This window comes from Burkholderia sp. Tr-20390, assembly GCF_017104595.1.
GTDB lineage: Bacteria > Pseudomonadota > Gammaproteobacteria > Burkholderiales > Burkholderiaceae > Burkholderia.
Window position 1 is genome coordinate 24,938 of record NZ_JAAGPC010000065.1, and the last position, 19,274, is coordinate 44,211.

Genomic DNA, 19,274 nt, shown 5'->3' on the forward strand with positions numbered 1-19,274 from the left:
TCGCATAGTTTTCCTTATTATCGGATGGGTCCATGAACAATTCGGGACCGTTTTTCGAGGCAATCGTTTGCGTATACGCCGCTGCCGAAAAAATGCAGACCCGATCCGTGGCCGGTCAAGCCACGCGCGCGTGTTGCTCCGTTTCCGCGCAACACACGCGGTTGCGGCCTTCGCGCTTCGCACGATAAAGCGCCATGTCCGCCTGATGCGACAGCGCGTGCACGGACGGAGGGCGCGCGCGATGGCCGGTCGCGCAGCCGATGCTGACGGTGAAGGCCGGCACGGTTTCCGCGAACCCGTCGAGCCGGTTGCGTTCGACTTCGCGGCGAATCGCCTCCGCGACCTGCGCGGCCCCGTTTTCGTCGGTATCCGGCAGCACCGCGACGAACTCCTCGCCGCCGTAGCGGGCGGCGAGATCGCCGCGCCGCCGCGTGTGGGTGCGGATGCATTCGGCGAGAAAGCGCAGCGCCGTGTCGCCTTCCGCATGCCCGTGCCGGTCGTTGTACTGCTTGAAGTGGTCGGCGTCGATGAACAGGATCGACAGGCTGCCGTTGCTGCCGCGCTGCAGCCGTTCCCATTCGTCGGCGAGCGCGATATCGAGCGCGCGGCGGTTGCATAAGCCCGTCAGCGGATCGGTCCGCGTGAGATCCGTGAGCAGCGTCTGCTTGCGCAGGTTGTCGCGCAGCGCAAACGCCAGCAGCCAGACCACCGCGCAGAAGAATGCGCTGATCACGGTGGCGGACACGCCGACCGTCCACGACAGGCGCGTGATGCTCGCCAGCACGTCGCGCTCGGCCGGCGCGACGACGGCGATCAGCGGCGTGCCCGGCACCCGCTGGTACGTATACAGCCGCTTGGTGCCGTCGATGACCGAACGCGCGGGGTAGAAGCCCGATTCGCTGTGCACCATCCGGTCGAAGGCTTTCGAGCGACGCAGGTGGTTCATCTGGTTGTCGTTCAACGACGGATTTCTCGCGAGGATCGCACCGTCCGCGCGCAGGATCGCGCTGACCCCGTTCGGCCCGACATCGAGACCGGACAGGAGCTGCTCGAAATAGGCGATGTCGATGGCGACCACCGCGATGCCGTTGAACGTATGGTCCGGCCGTTCGATGCGCCGCGACAGCGCGATCGATTCCTTGCCGTCGCGCGAGCGCGCGCGATAGGCCTCGGACACGTAGAGGCCGACGTTGTCGGCATCGCGATGGACCTTGAAGTAGTCCCGATCGCTGAAATCCCAACGATGGGTCGTGCCGCAGCAGCCGTCGATCAACTGGCCGTGCCGGTCGGTCACGCCCATGCCGGTCACGTATTGCGCGGCCGTGCGCTCGAACAGCAGGTCATGCCGCAGCCCGGCATCCATGCGCCGCACCGCGGGCTTGCCGAGATCGGACGCGAGCGCGACCAGCGCGTTGTTCGACGTTTCGACGGTGCGCGCGATCTGGCTCACCAGCACGGCGGCGACGTTGCGCGACGTCTCGTGAGCGTGCTCGATCACTTCGCTGCGCCCGATCCACAGGGTCGCCGCGCTGATCCCGAGCGCCGCCAGCGACATCAACGTGCCCAATGCTCCGACGACAAGATGGTTGCGTCCGGCCCAGTCGGCGATTTTCTCGATCGAGGTGGTTGCGGGCATGCTCGTGCTCGTATGGGCAGCCGGTTGCAACGGCTCCGGCGCGGGTCAAATCCGGGTTAACGGCACGGTTAACAGAAAATCGAGGCCGGCAGGGCCTCCAGTGGGCGCGTGCAGTCGCGCACGGGAGCGCAAACGTGTGCGAGCCCGCGTGGCCGGTCCTGCAATGCGTTGCATCGGGCGTTCGGCGCGCCCGCAACGATGCGCGGCGGCACGCGCTGCCGGCAGGTCGATTGATAACCCATCGACATCAATCCTTCCAAAAATTGCACTTATCGTTTGACCGGCGACGAGCGAACATGCCGGAAAACGACAATCGATCCACCCCTCCCGCGTATTTCCGGATTTTCAGGAGACACCCGATGCACCCCTCGTCCAGCCTTCCGAACGCACGTTCGAAGGCCGCTGCGGTTTTCCGCGTCACCGCCGGGAATTTTCTCGAGCAGTTCGACTTCTTCCTGTTCGGCTTCTACGCCACGCAGATCGCCAACGTTTTCTTTCCCGCACAAAGCGAGTTCGCGTCGCTGATGATGACCTTCGCCGTGTTCGGCGCCGGCTTCCTGATGCGGCCGCTGGGCGCCATCGTGCTGGGCGCGTACATCGACGACGTCGGCCGCCGCAAGGGCCTGATCGTCACGCTGTCCATCATGGCGAGCGGCACCGTCCTGATCGCGTTCGTGCCGGGCTACGCGACGATCGGCCTGCTGGCGCCCGCGCTCGTGCTGCTCGGGCGGCTGCTGCAGGGCTTCTCCGCCGGCGCGGAACTGGGCGGCGTCTCGGTCTATCTCGCCGAACTGGCGACGCCGGGCCGCAAGGGCTTCTTCACGAGCTGGCAATCCGCCAGCCAGCAGGTCGCGATCGTCGTCGCGGCGGCCCTCGGCTTCGCGCTCAATCAATGGCTGAGCGCGTCGGCCATCGCCGCGTGGGGATGGCGCGCGCCGTTCTTCGTCGGCTGCATGATCGTGCCGTTCATCTTCATGCTGCGCCGTAACCTGGAGGAAACCCAGGAGTTCAAGGCGCGCAAGCATCGCCCGGGCATGAAGGAAGTGTTCGGTACGCTGGTGCAGAACTGGGGCGTCGTGGTGGCCGGCATGATGCTGGTCGCGATGACCACCACGAGCTTCTATCTGATCACGGTCTACGCGCCGACCTTCGGCAAGACGGTGCTGCACCTGAGCACCGCCGACAGCCTGCTCGTGACGCTCTGCGTCGGCGTGTCGAACTTCGTGTGGCTGCCGATCGGCGGTGCGCTGTCCGACCGGATCGGCCGCCGGCCGCTGCTGGTCGGCATGACGGTGCTCACCGTCGTGACCGCCTACCCGGCGCTGTCGTTGCTCGCGCACGCGCCGTCGTTCGTCAACATGCTGCTCGTCCTCCTGTGGCTCTCGTTCATGTACGGGATCTATAACGGGGCGATGGTCGTCGCGCTCACGGAAGTGATGCCGGTGCAGGTGCGCGTCGCGGGCTTCTCGCTCGCGTACAGCCTCGCGACGGCCGTGTTCGGCGGCTTCACGCCGGCCATTTCGACCGCGCTCATTCACGCGACGGGCGACAAGGCCGCACCGGGCTACTGGATGAGCTTCGCCGCGGTGTGCGCGCTGCTGGCGACGTTCGCGCTCTATCGTCGCCGCACGGCGACGCTGACGCCCGCGCATTGAGGCCCCGGGCCATCCGGAATGCTTGCCAACCCAGACGAATCCGCACGACCACGACCATGATCATGAGAAACCTGCTCCCGAAATTTTGCGCGGCCGCGCTCGTCCTGGCCACGGCAGTGGCTGCCAACGTGCAGGCCGCCGAACTGCACGTGATGAGCTCGGGCGGCTTCACCGCCGCCTACAAGCTGCTCGGCCCCCGGTTTGCTGCCACCACGGGCAACACGCTCGATACCGCGCTCGGCCCGTCGATGGGCAAGTCGCCCGAGGCGATTCCGAACCGGCTCGCGCGCGGCGAGCCCGCCGACGCCGTCATCATGGTCGGCTATGCGCTGGACGACCTGATCAAGCAGGGCAAGATCATCCCCGGATCGCGCGTCGAGCTGGCCGACTCGCGTATCGGCGTGGTCGTGCGCGACGGCTCGGCAAAACCCGACGTCGGTTCCCCCGAAGGCCTCAAGCAGGCGCTGCTGCACGCGAAGTCGATCGCCTACTCGGACAGCGCGAGCGGCGTGTATATCGAACGCGAGCTGTTCAGGAAGCTCGGCATCGAGGACCAGGTGAAGTCGAAGGCGAAGATGATTCCGCGGATTCCGGTGGCATCGGTCGTCGCGAACGGCGACTACGAGATCGGCTTCCAGCAGGTGAGCGAGCTGCTGCCGGTCAAGGGGGCGACCTTCGTCGGCAAGATCCCCGAATCGCTGCAGTCGGTCACGCGCTTCGCGGCCGGCATCCCTGTCGGCGCGCAGCATCCGGCGGAAGCGAAGGCGCTGCTCGACTATCTCGCGTCGCCCGACGTGCAGGCCGACGTGAAATCGACCGGGCTGGATTCCGTCCCCGCTCATTGAGCCTGATCGACGGGAAGGTTGGCGTCAGACCGCCTTCCCGTCGCCGTCGCCGTTGCCGCCGGCATCCGCGGCGGCACGGTCCGCGTCGACCCCGTTCGGGGACACCGGCCCGCCGGCAGCGAGCCGCTGCGCAAGACGCGCACGATCGCACGCACCTTCCCACGTCGACACGAAGATCACCGCGCACGCATTGCTGATCACGCTCGTCAGCGCACGCGCCTCGGACATGAAGCGATCGATGCCGACCAGCAGTGCCACGCCGGCGACGGGCAGGTCGGGCATGACGGCGAGCGTGGCGACCAGCGCGACCAGCCCGCTACCGGAAACACCGGCCGCGCCCTTGGACGTGACCAGCATCACGGCGAGCATCAAGGCGATCTGCGACGCGGAAAGGGGCACGTCGCACGCTTGCGCGATGAACAAGGCCGCGAGCGTCAGATAGATCGCGGTGCCGTCCAGGTTGAACGAATAACCCGCCGGCAGCACGAGCCCCACGACGCCCTTGTCGCACCCGAGCGATTCCAGCTTGACGATCAGGCGCGGCAGCACGGGCTCCGACGACGACGTCGCGAGGACGATGAGCAACTCTTCGCGCAGGTAGCGCAACAGCCGCCACAGCGCGAAGCCGTGCAGCCGCGCGAGCGGCGCGAGCACGAGCGCGACGAACAGCGCGCAGGCCGCATAGAAGGACACCACCAGCTTCGCGAGCGAGCCGACCGAGCCGATCCCGAAGCGGCCCACCGTGAAGGCCATCGCGCCGAATGCGCCGAGCGGGGCGAGCCGCATGATCATCGCGAGCACGCGAAAGACCACCTGGGCGACCCCGTCGATCAGCGCGAGAACGGGCTGGCCGGCCCGCCGGTGCGCATTCAGCGAGAAGCCGAACAGCAGCGACAGCAGCAGCACCGGCAACACCTCGCCGTGCTCGAACGCGCCGAGCATCGTATCGGGGATCACGCTCAGCCCGAATGCCACGAGCCCGCGCGGCTGCGCCTCCTTCGCGTACTGCGCGAGGATGCTCGCATCGAGATGATGCACGTCGATGTGCAGGCCGGCGCCGGGGCGCAGCACGAACGCGACGACGAGCCCGATCGCGAGCGCGACGGCGGTCAGCAGATAGAAGAGCGCCAGCGCCCGGACGATCGTGCGGCCGATGGCCTTCCCGTTCGCCAGTGACGTGATGCCCGAGACGATCGTGCAAAAGACGATCGGCGCGATGGTCATCCGCACGAGGCCGACGAATGCGTCGCTGAGCGGTTTGAGCCTCGCGCCCGCGTCAGGCCATACGTGACCGACGGTCACGCCGAGCAGCATCGCGAGCAGGACCTGCACGTAGAGCGATTTGAGCAGCCTGGCCAACCTCACGGAACGGTCTTCCTTCGTGTCTCTTGTGTCGTTGTCACACCGATGCATCGCTGCTTGCGATGCCATCACGCTTCGCGTCGACGATCATCCGGTGAAATGCTTCGGCGGCCGGCGTGAGCGGCCGTCCGCGCCGCTTGACGATGCCTACGCGCCGTTTGACGACCGGCTCGACGAGCGGCACGCTCGTGAGAATGGGGTGGTCGTGCCCGGGCATCGCCATCGAGGGCACCGCGGCGACGCCGAGCCCCGCCTCGATCAAGCCGAGCAGGGTCGTCACGTGGCGCGCTTCGCACACGCTCGGCCCACGCGGCGCCACGGCGGCGAGCGCCTGGTCGAGCAACAGGCGGTTCCCGGAAGTCTTGTCCACCGACACGTAATCGTGCTCGTACAGTTCGTTCCAGGTCACGCGCTTCTTGCGCGCGAGCGGATGGTCGCGGCGGCACGCAGCGACGAACCGCTCCTGGAGCAGCATCTTGAACTCGATCTCGGCTTCCTGGCTGCCCATGAAGCTCACGCCGAAATCGGCTTCGCCGCTGATGACGGCGCCCAGCACCTCATTCGCGCTCGCGTCCAGCAGCTTGACCCGGATGCGCGGAAAGCGCTGATGATAGCGCGCGATGATGGCCGGCAGAAAGTAGTAGGCCACCGACGGCACGCACGCGATGGTCACATGGCCCAGGCGGCTCGACGACACGTCGCGAATGCCGAGCAGGGCCGCGTCGAGATCGTCGAGCAGCTGTTCGGCGCTCTGCGCGAACACGCGGCCGACCGTGGTGAGCGCGACGCGACGCGTGGTGCGCTCGAAGAGGCGCACGCCGAGCGCTTCCTCGAGCTTGTCGATCCGGCGACTCAACGCGGGCTGGGAAATGCTGACTGATTCCGCGGCCTTTCGGAAGCTGCCCGTTTCCACGACCGCGCGAAACGCCTGCAAGTCGTTCAAGTCGAAGTTGATCCCCACGGGCGCGTCTCCGCATCTCAGATGGGGCGTATTTTGCATGATTTCGCCGGGCGGCCGCACCGGCGCGGCACGCATCCACGCCACCCTTGATCGCAACCGCGTGCGTGAGGGTGCGGCCTAGCCGTCGATCCGCTGCGCGTCGATGTCAATGGGGGCGTCGCGGCCCCGAGCCTTACGGCGCAAGCAGGCCGCGTGCGGCCAGATTCGCATACAGCGCGCGCACGCCGAAGGTCCACGGCGCGATCTCGGTGCACAGCCGCACGGTGTTGACGAGCGCGCCGAGTGCGGGCGTGGAGAGGGTGACGCGGTCGCCCAGGTGATGCGTGAATCCGCCGCCGGGCGCGTCGCGGTCCTGGATCGGCGAAAACATCGTGCCGAGGAACAGCATGAAGCCGTCCGGATACTGGTGATGCGCGCCGCAGGTCTGCGCGACGAGGTCGACCGGGTCGCGGCTGATCTCGCGCATGTGGCTGATGCCGTCGAGGACGAAGCCGTCGTCCGCGCCTTCGACGCGCAGCGACACGCTCGCCTGCCGTACGTCGTCCAGCGTGAAGCCGTCGTCGAACAGCCGCACGAACGGGCCGATCGCGCACGAGCCGTTGTTGTCCTTGCATTTGCCGAGCAGCAGCGCCGAGCGGCCTTCGATGTCGCGCAGGTTCACGTCGTTGCCGAGCGTCGCGCCCACCGGCCGGCCGCTGCTGGAAACCGCGAGCACGATCTCCGGTTCGGGGTTGTTCCAGACCGATACCGGCAGCAGCCCCACGTCCGCGCCGAAGCCCACCGCCGACATCGGCTGCGCCTTCGAGAACACCTCGGCATCGGGGCCGATGCCCACTTCCATGTATTGCGACCACGCGCCGCGGCGCTCGAGTTCCGCCTTCAGCCGCAGCGCGGCGTCCGAGCCCGGCACGATCTTCGACAGATCGGTGCCGATGGTGGCCGCGATGGTCGCGCGCACGTCCGCTGCTTTCACGGGGTCGCCGCCGGCCTGTTCCTCGATCACGCGCTCGATCAGGCTGACGGCGAAGGTCACGCCGCAGGCCTTGATGGCCTGCACGTCGCACGGAGCGAGCAGGTGGGTCGCGCCGCGCGTGCCGTCGAGCGCCGTCTGCAGCAGCGGCTCGACGCGGCCGAGCGATTCGCCGGGCGCCGTGCGGGCGAGGGCGACGGCGTCGGGGCGGTCGAACAGGTCCGCGGTGGTCGGTACGGTGCGCGTGATGTCGATCACTTCGCCGTCGCGCACGGCAACGACGCTCGGCCCCGCATGGGCGCCGTCGTGCCGCCACACACGGCCGATCAGCAGCGCTTGCGCCAGGTCGTGCGGCAGGCAGTCGGAAACGGAAAGAGTACGCATGGTCGGCTCGGCAAGGGTCGTGGGCAGGGAGGGTCAGTGCGAATGGCGCGGGTTGCCGCGTTGTTCGATCACCTTCAGGTACAGCGTGGCGGGCTCGAGGCAGCCGCCGGTGGACAACTGGCCGACGAACTGGCGATAGAGTGCCTGCCACGGCGTTTGCGCCTGCGGCACCGTGCAGCTCGCCGTCTCGCGGCGGCGCGCCAGTTCATCCTCGTCCACGAGCACGTCGACGCTGCGGCGATTCAGGTCCACGCGAATGCGGTCGTTCGTGCGCAGCAGCGCGAGGCCGCCGCCGACCGCCGCCTCGGGCGACACGTTCAGGATCGACGGGCTGGCCGACGTGCCGCTCTGGCGGCCGTCGCCCAGGCACGGCAGCGAGCTCACGCCGCGCTTCACGAGTTCGGCCGGCGGCGCCATGTTGACGACTTCCGCGCTGCCCGGATAGCCGACCGTGCCGCAGCCGCGAATCACGAGGATGCAGCGCTCGTCGATGTTCAGCGCGGGATCGTTGATGCGCGCATGGTAGTCCTCGGGGCCTTCGAACACGATCGCGCGGGCCTCGAACGTGTTCTCCGCGCCCGGCTCGGCCAGATAGGTCCGGCGGAACGCTTCACCGACCACCGACATCTTCATGATCGCGCTGTCGAAGAAGTTGCCCGACAGCACCATGAAGCCGGCGCCATGCTTGAGTGGCGCGTCGGGCGTGCGGATCACGTCGCGGTCGGCGTCGGGCGCGGTGTCGGCGATCTCGCCGATCGCGCGGCCGGACACGGTCACGCAGTCGCGCCGCAGCAGGCCGGCCGTATCGAGCTGGCGCAGTACCGCAGGCACACCGCCGGCGCGGTGGAAGCTCTCGCCGAGGTATTCGCCGGCCGGCATGCAGTTGACCAGCAGCGGCACGGACTCGCCGAGGCGCTGCCAGTCGTCCAGGCTCAGTTCGACGCCCATGTGGCGCGCGATCGCGATCAGGTGCGGCGGGCAGTTGGTCGAGGCGCCGAGCGCGGACGCGACGACGATCGCATTCTCGAACGCCGCGCGCGTCATGATCGCCGACGGGCGCACGTCTTCGCGCACGAGCTCGACCGCGCGCTTGCCGGTGGCGTACGCCATCTGGCCGCGCTCGCGGTACGCGGCGGGGATGCTTGCGCAGCCCGGCAACGACATGCCGAGCGCCTCGGCCAGGCTGTTCATCGACAGCGCGGTGCCCATGGTGTTGCAATGGCCGATCGACGGCGACGAGGCCGTGGTCAGCTGCATGAAGCCTTCGTAGTCGATCTCGCCGGCGGCGAGCAGGTTGCGCGCATGCCAGATCACCGTGCCCGAGCCGACGCGCTTGCCGTCGTGCCAGCCGTCGAGCATCGGCCCGCCCGACAGCACGATCGCCGGCAGGTCGACGGTCGCGGCCGCCATCAGGCAGGCGGGGGTGGTCTTGTCGCAGCCGGTGGTCAGCACCACGCCGTCCAGCGGAAAGCCGTGCAGCACTTCCACCAGCCCGAGGTAGGCCAGGTTGCGGTCGAGCGCGGCGGTCGGGCGGCGGCTTTGCTCGGCCAGCGGATGCACGGGGAATTCCATCGGAATGCCGCCCGCGTCGCGGATGCCCGCCTTCGTGCGCTCGGCCAGTTCGACGTGGTGGCGGTTGCACGGCGCGAGGTCGCTGCCCGTCTGCGCAATGCCGATCACGGGGCGGCCCGACTGCAACTCCTCGCGCGTCAATCCGTAGTTCATGAAGCGCTCGACATAGAGCGCGGTCATGTCCGCGTGCGCGGGGTCGTCGAACCATTCCTGGCTGCGCAGGCGGCGCGGGGGCTGTGACATGGCGGGCTGTCTCCGAAGGGCCTCGTTCATTGTTGCATGCCGGATTGGTACCGGTAACATCGAATGGATGTTAGCACGGGGTTTTTGCGTGGCGGAAGGGAATTTTTGGGTGCGGGTGGCGCAGGGGAGGGAGCAAGCGCGGCGCGCGATGCGCCGGTTTCGGTCCAGTCGAACGGCACCGTATCGACGCGCATCGGCCGTCAACCGGGCCTTTCGTTCATGCGATGGCGGGGCGGCGTAAGGGCAGGGGGGCGGTACGCAATCGCGTCGTTCGCGCGCGCCTCGAGCGCACGCCGGTTCTCGCCGGGCGCGACCGGCGAGAACCGGCCCGTCACGCGCTTTCCCGCGCGACGATCGTGTAGTCGATACGGATGCTTCGCGAATCGACCGGCTCGCCGCCGTCGCGCGCCTGCAGTGCCGCCAGCAGCGCCTCGCCCGTGCGCAGGCCGATGCCGTATGCGTCGACCGACACGGTCGTGATGGCAGGGTGGCAGCACGTCGCCACTTCGAAGTTCCCGAAGCCGGCCACCGCGATGTCCTCTGGCACGGACAGGCCACGCCGGTGGCATTCCATGATCGCGCCGAATGCCGACATGTCGCTGACGCACATCACGGCATCGGTGTCCGGCCATTGCGCGAGCAGGGCCGCCATCGCGGGCCCGCCGTGGCTCATGGTGATCGGCGATTCGCCGAGCCGCACGATGCGCGGCTCACCAAGCTTCAGCGCCTTGATCTCCGCCTGGTATCCCTTGAGCCGGTCGAGGCCACGGCGATCCAGTTCGCTGGCGCCGCCGAGAAAGCCGATGCGGCGGTAACCGCGCTCGGCCAGGTGCCGCACCATCGCACGTGCGGCGCGCACGTTCGAGAAGCCCACGGCGGTGTCGATGGGATGCGTGGGCAGGTCCCACATCTCGACCACGGGAATGGCCGAGCGTTCCAGCACCTTGCGCGTCGCATCGGTGTGCTGCGCACCTGTCAGCGCGACGCAGCGCGGCTGGTGACGCAGCATCGAACGCACGAGCCGTTCCTCGCGTTCGAGATCGTAATCGGTGTCGCCGAGCAACAGTTGCAGGCCATGGGGTTCGAGCGCATCGGTCAGGCCGCGCACGGTGTCGGAGAAGTTGGAGCTCGACAGCGACGGCACCAGCACCGCGACGAATTCCGATCGCCCCGACGACAATGCACCGGCGGCCGCGTCGGCCACGTAGCCGAGCTGGTCGATGGCCTGGCAGACGCGTGCGCGAGTGTCTGCTGCCACGCTGTGGCCGGCAAGCACGCGCGACACGGTCATCTTCGATACGCCGGCGAGGCGCGCTACGTCGGACATGCGGGGCGGTCCGGCAGGCCGGACGGCGGTGGGGCTGGGCATCGGATCGCGATCGGGAAAACCTGGAAAGGCTACATCATACCGGTGCAGCGTACGGTGCAGGCCGCCCACGGCGCGCACGTCGCAGCGCTGTCCGCACTAGGGAAACCACGCGTTCGGCGACGCTTGAACACGCCTGTCGCGACATGCTACCGTGCTGCTTGTTACCGGTATCAGCATGCCCGTTTCTCCCGTCGCCCCATTGGCGTTTTTTTTGCCGTGAAATGTTATCGGTAACATCGATGCATCAGAAAACCCGCCGGTACGAAGAAGACCTACACAATCAGGAGACAAACCGATGCCGTCCATCACGCAGACCGCTGCCGCGCCGGCCGCGGCCGACTCATCCGAAGACGCGCTCTATCGCAAGGTCATGCGGCGCATCCTGCCGTTGCTGCTGCTCTGCTACGTCGTGGCCTACCTGGACCGCGTCAACGTCGGCTTCGCGAAGCTGCAGATGCTCGACGAGCTGAGCCTGAGCGACGGCGTCTATGCGCTCGGCGCCAGCATTTTCTTCTGGGGCTATTTCCTGTTCGAGATGCCCAGCAACCTGTTGCTGCACCGCTACGGCGCGCGCTTCTGGATCGCGCGGATCATGATCACGTGGGGCATCGTCTCGTCGTCGATGGCGTTCATCGTGCCGCTCGCGCAGTTCTTCCACGTGCAGACGACCACCATGTTCTACACGCTGCGCTTCCTGCTGGGCCTGTGCGAAGCCGGCTTTTTCCCGGGCGTGATCCTGTACATGAACTACTGGTTTCCGGCGCGCCGCCAGAGTGTGGCCATGTCGGGCTTCCTGGTGGCGATCCCGCTGAGCCTCACGCTCGGCAGCGTGGTGTCCGGCTGGCTGATGGAGCAGACGCACGGCCTGTCGGGCATGAGCGGCTGGCAATGGATGCTGCTGCTCGAAGGGCTGCCGTCGATCGTGGTGGCGTTCATCGTGCTGGCCTGCCTGGGCGACGGCCCGAAGTCGGCGAAGTGGCTGTCCGCGGACGAAAAGGCCGTCCTGTCGCGCAATCTCGAATCCGAGGCGACGCACAAGTCGCACAGCATCGGGGCCGCGCTGCGCAGCCCGCGTGTCTGGCTGCTCACCTTCATCCTGCTCACCTTCAATACCGGCTTCTACGGGCTCGCGTTCTGGCTGCCGTCGATCATTCGCGCGTCGGGCGTGCGCAGCCCGCTTCATATCGGTGTCCTGACCGCCATTCCGTACCTGACGGCCATCTTCGCGATGGTGTGGAACGCGTCGCACTCGCGCAAGACCGGTGAACGCCGCCTGCACGCGGCGATTCCCGCGCTGATCGGCGGGGTCTTCCTGATCCTGAGCGCGGCGTTCGCGCACAACGTGGCGCTGTCGATCGTATTCCTGACCGTCGCTACCTGCGGCATCCTCGCGTTGATGCCGATCTATTGGACCTTTCCGGGGCAGATCCTGTCCGGCACGGCTGCGGCCGCCGGCATTGCGCTGATCAATTCGATGGGCAACCTGTCGGGGTTCACGGGCTCGATGATCACCGGCATGGCCAAGGAAATGACCGGCAACATCAACAACGGCACCTATGCGCTGGGCGCCTGCCTGCTGGTCAGCTGCGTGCTGATCGCACTGATTCCGCGCGACGTGCTGCAGCCGCCGGCGGGGCGGTAGGGCGTTCGGCCGATGTGACGGTCGGCCGGGCTGCGCATCGCGCTGTCCGGCCTCGGATGTCTCGCGTCACGTGAATCGTCGCACGCGGGACTTTCGGCAAAAGCAGGATCTCGCGTGAGTTCGCTCGACCCTCACGCGGGGCGTGCCGGATACCTCGAGCCACGGACACCTGGCGCACGACCCGGCTGCCTCGTAGGCGACCGTCATGCGTCCTCCAGTGCGACGCGCACCTTGTTTCCGAGCGTGCGCAACCGTTCGACCGGTTCGTTCGAGAACACGAAACGGACATACTGCTCGCCGTGTGCGACGCCCCATCCGGTCATCGCCGTCGCACATACGCCGCGGCGCAGCAACCGCTCCGACATCTGCGATCCGGTCAGGCCGAAGTCGGAGACACGCAGCAGCATCGACCAGCCGCCCGCCGGCATGCCGAACGGGAGCCCGGACAGTTCGGCGGCGATCGTGTCACGCCGCCTTTCGAGTTCGCTCACGTAGCCGGGCAGATCGGTCGCGGAATGCTCGAGCGCAACCGCCGCAGCCTCCTGGGCAATGCCGACCGGTACCACGACATTGGCGAGCGACACCGCCACCAGATCGGGAATCAGCCATTCCGGCGCGACGATCCAGCCGACCCGCCAGCCAATCATGCGGAGTTCCTTCGACGCCGCGCCGACCGTCACCGTACGCTCGGCCATGCCGGGCAGGCCGGCGGGATGGATGACCGTGCGTCCATCGAACAGCAGCCGCTCCATCGCACTGTCGAGGATCAGCAGCAGATCGTGCTGCACACACAGGCTCGCGATCAGTTGCCAGTCGGACGCGTCGAATACCCCGCCCGAAGGCATCGACGGCGACATCAGCAGCATGGCCCGCGTTTTCGGGCCGATTGCCGCCCGCAGCGCGGCCTGGTCCAGCTTCCATTCGCCGCCCGGCGTGAAGGCGAACGGAACCTGCCGCGGCACGCCGCCCGCCAGGCGGACGCGGTTGAGCAGGCCCGCGTACGTCGGATCGGTGACGATCACTTCGTCGCCGGTCTCGACGGTGGCAAGCAGCGTGTTCAGAATGCCGGAGAGCCCACCCGCCGACACCACCACCTGGTCGGCCGTCAAGCGCTGCCCCGAAAGCGCCGACACGTGGGCCGCAGCGCTTGCGCGCAGCCGATCCTGACCGACGAATGGCAAATAGGAGTTGGCCGAGTCTCGCTCGATGGCCTCCCGGGTGAAGGCGAGCGCCTCTGCGGTGGGCGGGATGTCGGTATCGAGATTTTCGAGCCGCAACAGGTCGACGTCGGCATGATCGGCGATCGAACCCATGCGATCGACGCCGATGCCGGCAATGTGCTGCAGACGCACAGGACGGTGGTGGCGCATCGAGCCTCCGATTTTGTTACAATTTAATAGATAATATATGCATGGTGGTCGGCATGAACTTTGAAGTCAAGGACGATCGCTCGCTGGCCGATCGGATCGCTGCCGCATTGGCGGACCGCATCATCTCGGGCGTCATCGCGCCGGGAGAGTGGCTGCGCCAGGACCACATCGCGGCAGAGTTCGGCGCGAGCCATGTGCCGGTACGCGAGGCGTTCAGGCGGCTGGAAGCGCAAGGGCTGGCCGTGGTGGAACCGCGAAGGGGCGTGCGGGCGGCGCCGCTCGAGCCGGCGGACGTGCTTGAAATGGCCAAGATGCGCGCTGCTTTCGAGGCGCTGGCGCTGCGCGAGGCGATGCCCGCTCTCGACGCCCGTGCGCTGGAGGAACTCGATGCGATCCTCGATCAGGAGTCGGCGGCGCGCGGTATCGCCGTGCTCGGCACGCTGAACCTCAGGTTTCATCGCGCATTGACCGCGCGGTGCGGGATGCCGCGGCTCATCGACGCAATCGGCGACATGCATCGGGCCAGCTCACGGCATCTGTACGCGACGTGGCAGCAACTCGACTGGCAGGATCGCTCGAACGACGAGCATCGGAACATCGTTCGGGCGATACGCGACGGCGATGCGGACGCAGCGTGTGCGGCGCTGTCCGCGCATATTCTGGCTGCGGGGGATGCGCTGGCTCAGGCGTTGGGTAGTCGGTAGGCGCGGGGAGCAAGCGGGCGTCGTCGGAGGGGCAAAAGGCCGGGTTTGGGAATGGCTGGTGTTTTCTCCGGGGCGGGTGCTGTCGAATGCGTCGGGTGGCATTCGGCCAAGTAGCGTCATTCAACATGGGGGCGTAGATCGCTGACAATTGTCTTACCGATACGCGTATCGCCCCTTAGACTCCCCGTCTGCTACGTGAGCGCTTCGGCAGAAGCCCGTGCGAACGCATAGTCCGACTGTATTCAACTTTGGCCGCCCGCCGGCATGCACTCAAGACGGGCGCCCAGTATGCCGAGCGTCACTCAAGCTTCGCTGAGGTATAGAGACGAATTTGCGAATTGCTGCGTCCAAAAGCCGTGAAGTTGGCCGTTGGCGTACGAGGGTGCACCTGTCCGCAAGCTTTTAATGTTGTCCTTGGCTGTGTCATTTAACTGTTTAATTGCATTTCGGCGCGTATCAGGAGTCACTCGGGAAAGCAATCCCTTTGCAATCAAATGCCCTTTAAGGCGTCCGTCGTTTCTGGCATCGTCGACAATAAAACTTCCCGCATCAATATCGGCTGCCTTGACGTCAAATAGTGTTTTAAGGTGGCTCGTGTCAAGGACGACGAAGCCGAATTGATGCGCCTTCTCTCCAACTGGAATGCGTTGGTCTTCGACCAACAATAGATAACCATCATCTTTTAAGGATCGATAGATCAGTTTCTCGGATGAAAACAAATCAAGCCATTCGTGCGGAGGGATTTCATGTAAAACGTTGCACATTACAACTACAGAAATGCTCCCATTGTCCTTATGACTGAAAAACTCGTCGCGCGAGTTGAAGTAACGCCGTACGCCATCGGGAAAGTGCGAGCGAATGACCTGCTCGCAAGCAGCTCGGTCGTCAGGGAAAAGATCGTAGGCGAAATAATCGATCAACTTATCGACGCGGCTACCTTGTGCAGCCACTTCCTCCCCAAGGCCGTCGAGTAAGCGACCTTTCCCCGCGCCGACATCTAACACAGCGAGGGGCGTACCGTTGCCCAAGCCAGCAATGATTCGCTGTATTTGGCTAACTTGGGGGTCCTTTCCTCCCTCCGAAATTACCTTTGGCGGCAGCAAGCTTTCGTTCGCATAGTTAATCGCCGCTAGTTGCGCCGGCAGTGACGTGAACGAATTGAGTTGCGCAATTTGCTCTTCATTTCCCAGCAAGCTTCCTAAGACCAGCTCGGGGCGTCGGCCAGCATGCGTTGCCTTGCCATCGTCAACATACCAAAGGCACATCGGGTCAATGCTCGCAACGTACGACAGCAGCGGAACGGAATGAGTGGCGATCCAGATCTGAGACGTTTTGGTTGTCTCGTAGAGCGACTTGACCAAATCTATGACCGCCGACGGATGGAGGTGATTCTCCGGTTCGTCGAGCAGGAACACAGTGTTATCAAGGCCACTTCGCTGTGCGTGCAAGGCGACACAGAGTTGTAGGATGATTTTTTGTCCATCAGACAACCCTACTTTTGAAATGGGTTTTCCGAACAGCGTCGGATTACTGTCTAAATCTCGGTCAAGAGTAGTGCCGAGAAGCCGATCAATTATATCCTTAAAACTCTTGTAATCTTCGATGGCTGACTCCTTATCTTCCGGAGAGCCAGAATACAGCGGATGCTCTACATTCCAATACCGGGCCTGCAAATGCTGGATATAAAAGAGGCAATTATTCTCGTATCCGACGAGGCCGGGGGATTTGGCTTGGGTAAACCGCTCTTGCAATTGGCTCGTAGGAAACTGGCCGGGATCCTGTAAATTTAACTGCTTTGGAACAAATTTGATCGCTCTGAAATTCGTAACGTCGTCGGCGCCGATGACCCTGTCAAGAATCTGTGATAGACGAGCCTCATCTTGTGAAAGTAGAGTCGTCCATTGAGGCATGCTGGAGTGCCCGGGATTCAATTCAATAGTATGTTTATAAGAATTTATACTTGCTTTTATTTGCTCAACTTGGTTTATGGTACTGGATCGTGTGATAACTAGCGCTTCCAGGGTCTCTAATATTCTCGTTTTACCGGCGCCGTTTTTGCCGGCCAAGGCGACGAATCGGCCGAGGCGAGGCATGTTTATTTCCTTCAAGCCGCGATGAGTCACTTCTTCTGCTGGTACTACGAATTTTTGAATTAGCATTATTATTGCGTAAGTGGTTAGGCAACGTCATTTCTACCGGCAGAATACAGTGTTTAGGGCAAGTTTGCCTGGGCACAGTCTGGTTTGACAGCCAGACGACAGATGATTACTGCCTTAGTGGTGTTGCCGCGCCGGTTCACCCATAGATAACCAGCTGTAGCTTTTGCTGTTGGTGGGCCGCTTTCCGCTAAGTTGACTGTCCCTTCTGGGTCGTTCAGACCCGTTCGCGTCGCCCACCACCTGCCATTCGCGACCGCGAAACACCCCCTGTTTTCACCGCTGGGATCATCTGCATGAGCTCATGCGTTGCACGACATGTGCCCTTGACCGCAACCACGGCGACGGCGACGGCGCCCCGCGGCGTCACATCGTCATCGTGATCGACGACTCACGACGCGCTGCGTCGCGCCCGCCGCAACTGCAGCCACAATGCCGATATCAGGAAATAGGCGGCCCCTACCGCCGCATAGCCCGCGATCTTCACGATGGCGGGCGGCATGGACGCGTGGCGCTGCGCGATGAAGAGCACGCCCGCGAGCGCGGATTGCGCGCCGCTCAGGATCATCGCCCACTGCGCGCCGACCTGCTTCCAGCGACGCAGCGCCGTGCCGAGCTGCAGCAAGCCGGAAAGAATCGCCCAGATGCCGAACACCGCGAGCACCGCATGCATGCCGGCATTCAACGCCGGAAAAACCGCCAGCGTCGTGGCCGCGCTGATCGCGACGTTGACCGCCTGGGTGCGGTTCGTCGCCGCTCCGCCGCTGCGGGCGAGGTCGACGAAATTGGCGAGTGCATCCCACGCCGGATAAACGATCAGCAGGATCGCTGCGCCGGCCACGCTCTGCCGGCCGACGGAAAATGCCAGCGCGACCCAGAGCAGCGAGAATATCGCCCGGGAAAAGTAATACCGTTTCAGCCATTGTGCGTCGGCGGGGGCACGGAATTCAGGGGAGTGGTCAGCCATTTGCATTCCTTCGTAAATCGAATCGTCGTTCCGGCCGGCGTGCAGCGTGTCCGCCGTGCGGATGCCGTGCCGACCGGATCACCAGTGCACCGAGTATCGCCATCGTGACGGCCGCCCGCCATCGGTCGGATGTCCGATGGCGAAGGCGCGCCCGCGCGCGCGCCGGGCAGCGGCCGAGATCGCTTCGGGCCAAGTGCGGCGTGCGGCCGATCTGCACGCGCATGCACGGCGCGACGTCGTCGCGTATGATCGTTTTCCCGTTCTCGTGAATGCCCGCGCCCCATCCGATGCCCGACGCCGAAGCCCGTCACGCCCCGCTGCGCATATTCGACGCCGTCCGCGCGCTGGCCTTCATCGGCGATCTCAGCATGGGGCAGCCGACCGATCATTCGCTGCGCACCGGCTGGCTGGCGGCACAGCTCGCGCACGCGGCGGGCTTCGACGCATCGGTGTGCGACACGGCCCGCGAAGTGGCGCTGTTGCGCTGGTCAGGCTGTACCGCGAACGCCGCGGGTTTCGCTCAGGCGTTCGGCGACGATGTCGCGATCCGCGCCGCGATGCTCGAGAACCGGCCCGGCCTCGCCGAAGCGGTCGGCCGCGCCGGCGCCGCGATGATCCCGCTTGCGCAAATTCATTGCGAAGTGTCGGGCGAAGTCGCGCGAATACTGGGCCTCTCCCACGCCACGGAAACCGCGCTGCGGCACATTTTCGAAAGCTGGGACGGCAACGGGTTGCCCGCACGGCTCGCCCGGGAACAGGTGCCGGCCGCCGTGTCGATCGTCACGCTCGCGGGCGACCTCGACGTATTCAGCCGCACGTACGGCATCGAGCAGGCCATCGAATGGATCGGGCAACGCGCGGGCGCACGCTATCCGAGCGCGCTCGTCGAGGCGGCCGCGCACGATGCCGCGCGCTGGCTCGCGGCGCTCGATCACCTGTCGCCCGACGCTCTCGATGCCGCATTGGCCACGCCCGATATGCAAGGCGCGACCTGCGCCGAATTGATCGCGGACGTCATCGATCTGAAACTCCCGTGGATGACCGGATTCTCGCGTTCGGTCGCCGTGACGGCGGCCGCGTGTTACGAGCGCCTGTCGCCGGATGCGGCCGCGCGCGAACGCGTCTACCGCGCCGGGCTGATTCATGGCATCGGCAGGGCTGCGGTGCCGAACGACGTGTGGAACCTGCCGACGCGGCTGCCTGCAAGCGCATGGGAAAAAGTGCGGCTCGTGCCGTACTGGACGGAGCGCGCCGGCAGGCAGACCGGCGCGCTCGGTGAAGCCGCGCTGCTTGCGTCGTATGCGTACGAGCGGCAGGACGGTTCGGGTTATTTCCGCGGCGTGCGCGATGCGGCGCTGACGCTGGAAGCGCGCGTGCTCGCGGCATCGCTGGCGTGGGTCGCGTTGCGCTCGGCCCGCCCGTGGCGGGCGGCGCTCGG

General features: G+C 65.6%; 14 protein-coding genes. 5 read left to right on the top strand and 9 right to left on the bottom strand.

Features of this window, described 5'->3' with window-relative positions; all coding sequences use genetic code 11:
* Positions 1-115 precede the first annotated feature (115 nt).
* A complete protein-coding gene (locus G3N98_RS19225) occupies positions 116-1,636 on the bottom strand; it encodes a sensor domain-containing diguanylate cyclase (protein WP_206148929.1) in 1,521 nt (506 codons plus the stop codon).
* Between the two features lie 359 nt (positions 1,637-1,995).
* On the opposite strand from G3N98_RS19225, the gene G3N98_RS19230 reads away from it, so the two are divergent.
* Entirely contained in the window at positions 1,996-3,291 is a 1,296-nt protein-coding gene (locus tag G3N98_RS19230) for an MFS transporter (RefSeq protein ID WP_089476679.1), read from the top strand.
* 62 nt (positions 3,292-3,353) lie between these two features.
* Positions 3,354-4,136, top strand: a complete 783-nt coding sequence (locus tag G3N98_RS19235) for a substrate-binding domain-containing protein (RefSeq protein ID WP_206148930.1) — start codon at positions 3,354-3,356, stop codon at positions 4,134-4,136.
* 24 nt (positions 4,137-4,160) lie between these two features.
* Here the strand turns inward: G3N98_RS19235 and dctA are convergent, their stop codons facing one another.
* The 5 genes from dctA to G3N98_RS19260 form a co-directional block, all read right to left on the bottom strand.
* Positions 4,161-5,501, bottom strand: coding sequence for a C4-dicarboxylate transporter DctA (gene dctA / locus G3N98_RS19240; protein ID WP_206148931.1), 1,341 nt, complete (start codon positions 5,499-5,501; stop codon positions 4,161-4,163).
* Positions 5,502-5,535: 34 nt separating this feature from the next.
* Entirely contained in the window at positions 5,536-6,459 is a 924-nt protein-coding gene (locus tag G3N98_RS19245; protein ID WP_089430088.1) for a LysR family transcriptional regulator, read from the bottom strand.
* A gap of 172 nt (positions 6,460-6,631) precedes the next feature.
* Positions 6,632-7,813 carry a fumarylacetoacetate hydrolase family protein gene (locus G3N98_RS19250; protein WP_206148932.1) on the bottom strand — a complete coding sequence of 394 codons (1,182 nt, stop codon included), beginning with the start codon at positions 7,811-7,813 and terminating at the stop codon, positions 6,632-6,634.
* 33 nt (positions 7,814-7,846) lie between these two features.
* Positions 7,847-9,628: an IlvD/Edd family dehydratase gene (locus tag G3N98_RS19255; RefSeq protein ID WP_206148933.1), complete on the bottom strand. Its 1,782-nt coding sequence runs from the start codon at positions 9,626-9,628 to the stop codon at positions 7,847-7,849.
* Positions 9,629-9,959: 331 nt separating this feature from the next.
* A complete protein-coding gene (locus G3N98_RS19260; RefSeq protein WP_206148934.1) occupies positions 9,960-10,997 on the bottom strand; it encodes a LacI family DNA-binding transcriptional regulator in 1,038 nt (345 codons plus the stop codon).
* A 295-nt stretch (positions 10,998-11,292) separates the two neighbouring features.
* Here G3N98_RS19260 and G3N98_RS19265 point away from each other — a divergent pair, with 295 nt between their 5' ends.
* Positions 11,293-12,639 (top strand): MFS transporter, encoded by a 1,347-nt coding sequence (locus G3N98_RS19265; RefSeq protein ID WP_206148935.1) that lies wholly within the window; start codon positions 11,293-11,295, stop codon positions 12,637-12,639.
* A 203-nt stretch (positions 12,640-12,842) separates the two neighbouring features.
* Here G3N98_RS19265 and G3N98_RS19270 read toward each other — a convergent pair whose 3' ends face one another.
* On the bottom strand, positions 12,843-14,009 hold the full coding sequence (locus G3N98_RS19270) for a pyridoxal phosphate-dependent aminotransferase (RefSeq protein WP_089476686.1): 1,167 nt from the start codon (positions 14,007-14,009) through the stop codon (positions 12,843-12,845).
* Positions 14,010-14,062: 53 nt separating this feature from the next.
* On the opposite strand from G3N98_RS19270, the gene G3N98_RS19275 reads away from it, so the two are divergent.
* The gene (locus G3N98_RS19275) at positions 14,063-14,713 is read left to right on the top strand and encodes a GntR family transcriptional regulator (protein ID WP_241025979.1); all 651 of its coding nucleotides are present in this window, start codon (positions 14,063-14,065) and stop codon (positions 14,711-14,713) included.
* Positions 14,714-15,015: 302 nt separating this feature from the next.
* Here the strand turns inward: G3N98_RS19275 and G3N98_RS19280 are convergent, their stop codons facing one another.
* The gene (locus G3N98_RS19280) at positions 15,016-16,872 is read right to left on the bottom strand and encodes an AAA family ATPase (protein ID WP_206148937.1); all 1,857 of its coding nucleotides are present in this window, start codon (positions 16,870-16,872) and stop codon (positions 15,016-15,018) included.
* A 388-nt stretch (positions 16,873-17,260) separates the two neighbouring features.
* Positions 17,261-17,836: a DUF308 domain-containing protein gene (locus G3N98_RS19285; protein WP_206148938.1), complete on the bottom strand. Its 576-nt coding sequence runs from the start codon at positions 17,834-17,836 to the stop codon at positions 17,261-17,263.
* 287 nt (positions 17,837-18,123) lie between these two features.
* Here G3N98_RS19285 and G3N98_RS19290 point away from each other — a divergent pair.
* Positions 18,124-19,274: HD domain-containing phosphohydrolase (locus G3N98_RS19290; RefSeq protein ID WP_206148939.1), on the top strand; the 1,151-nt coding region annotated here is incomplete at its 3' end.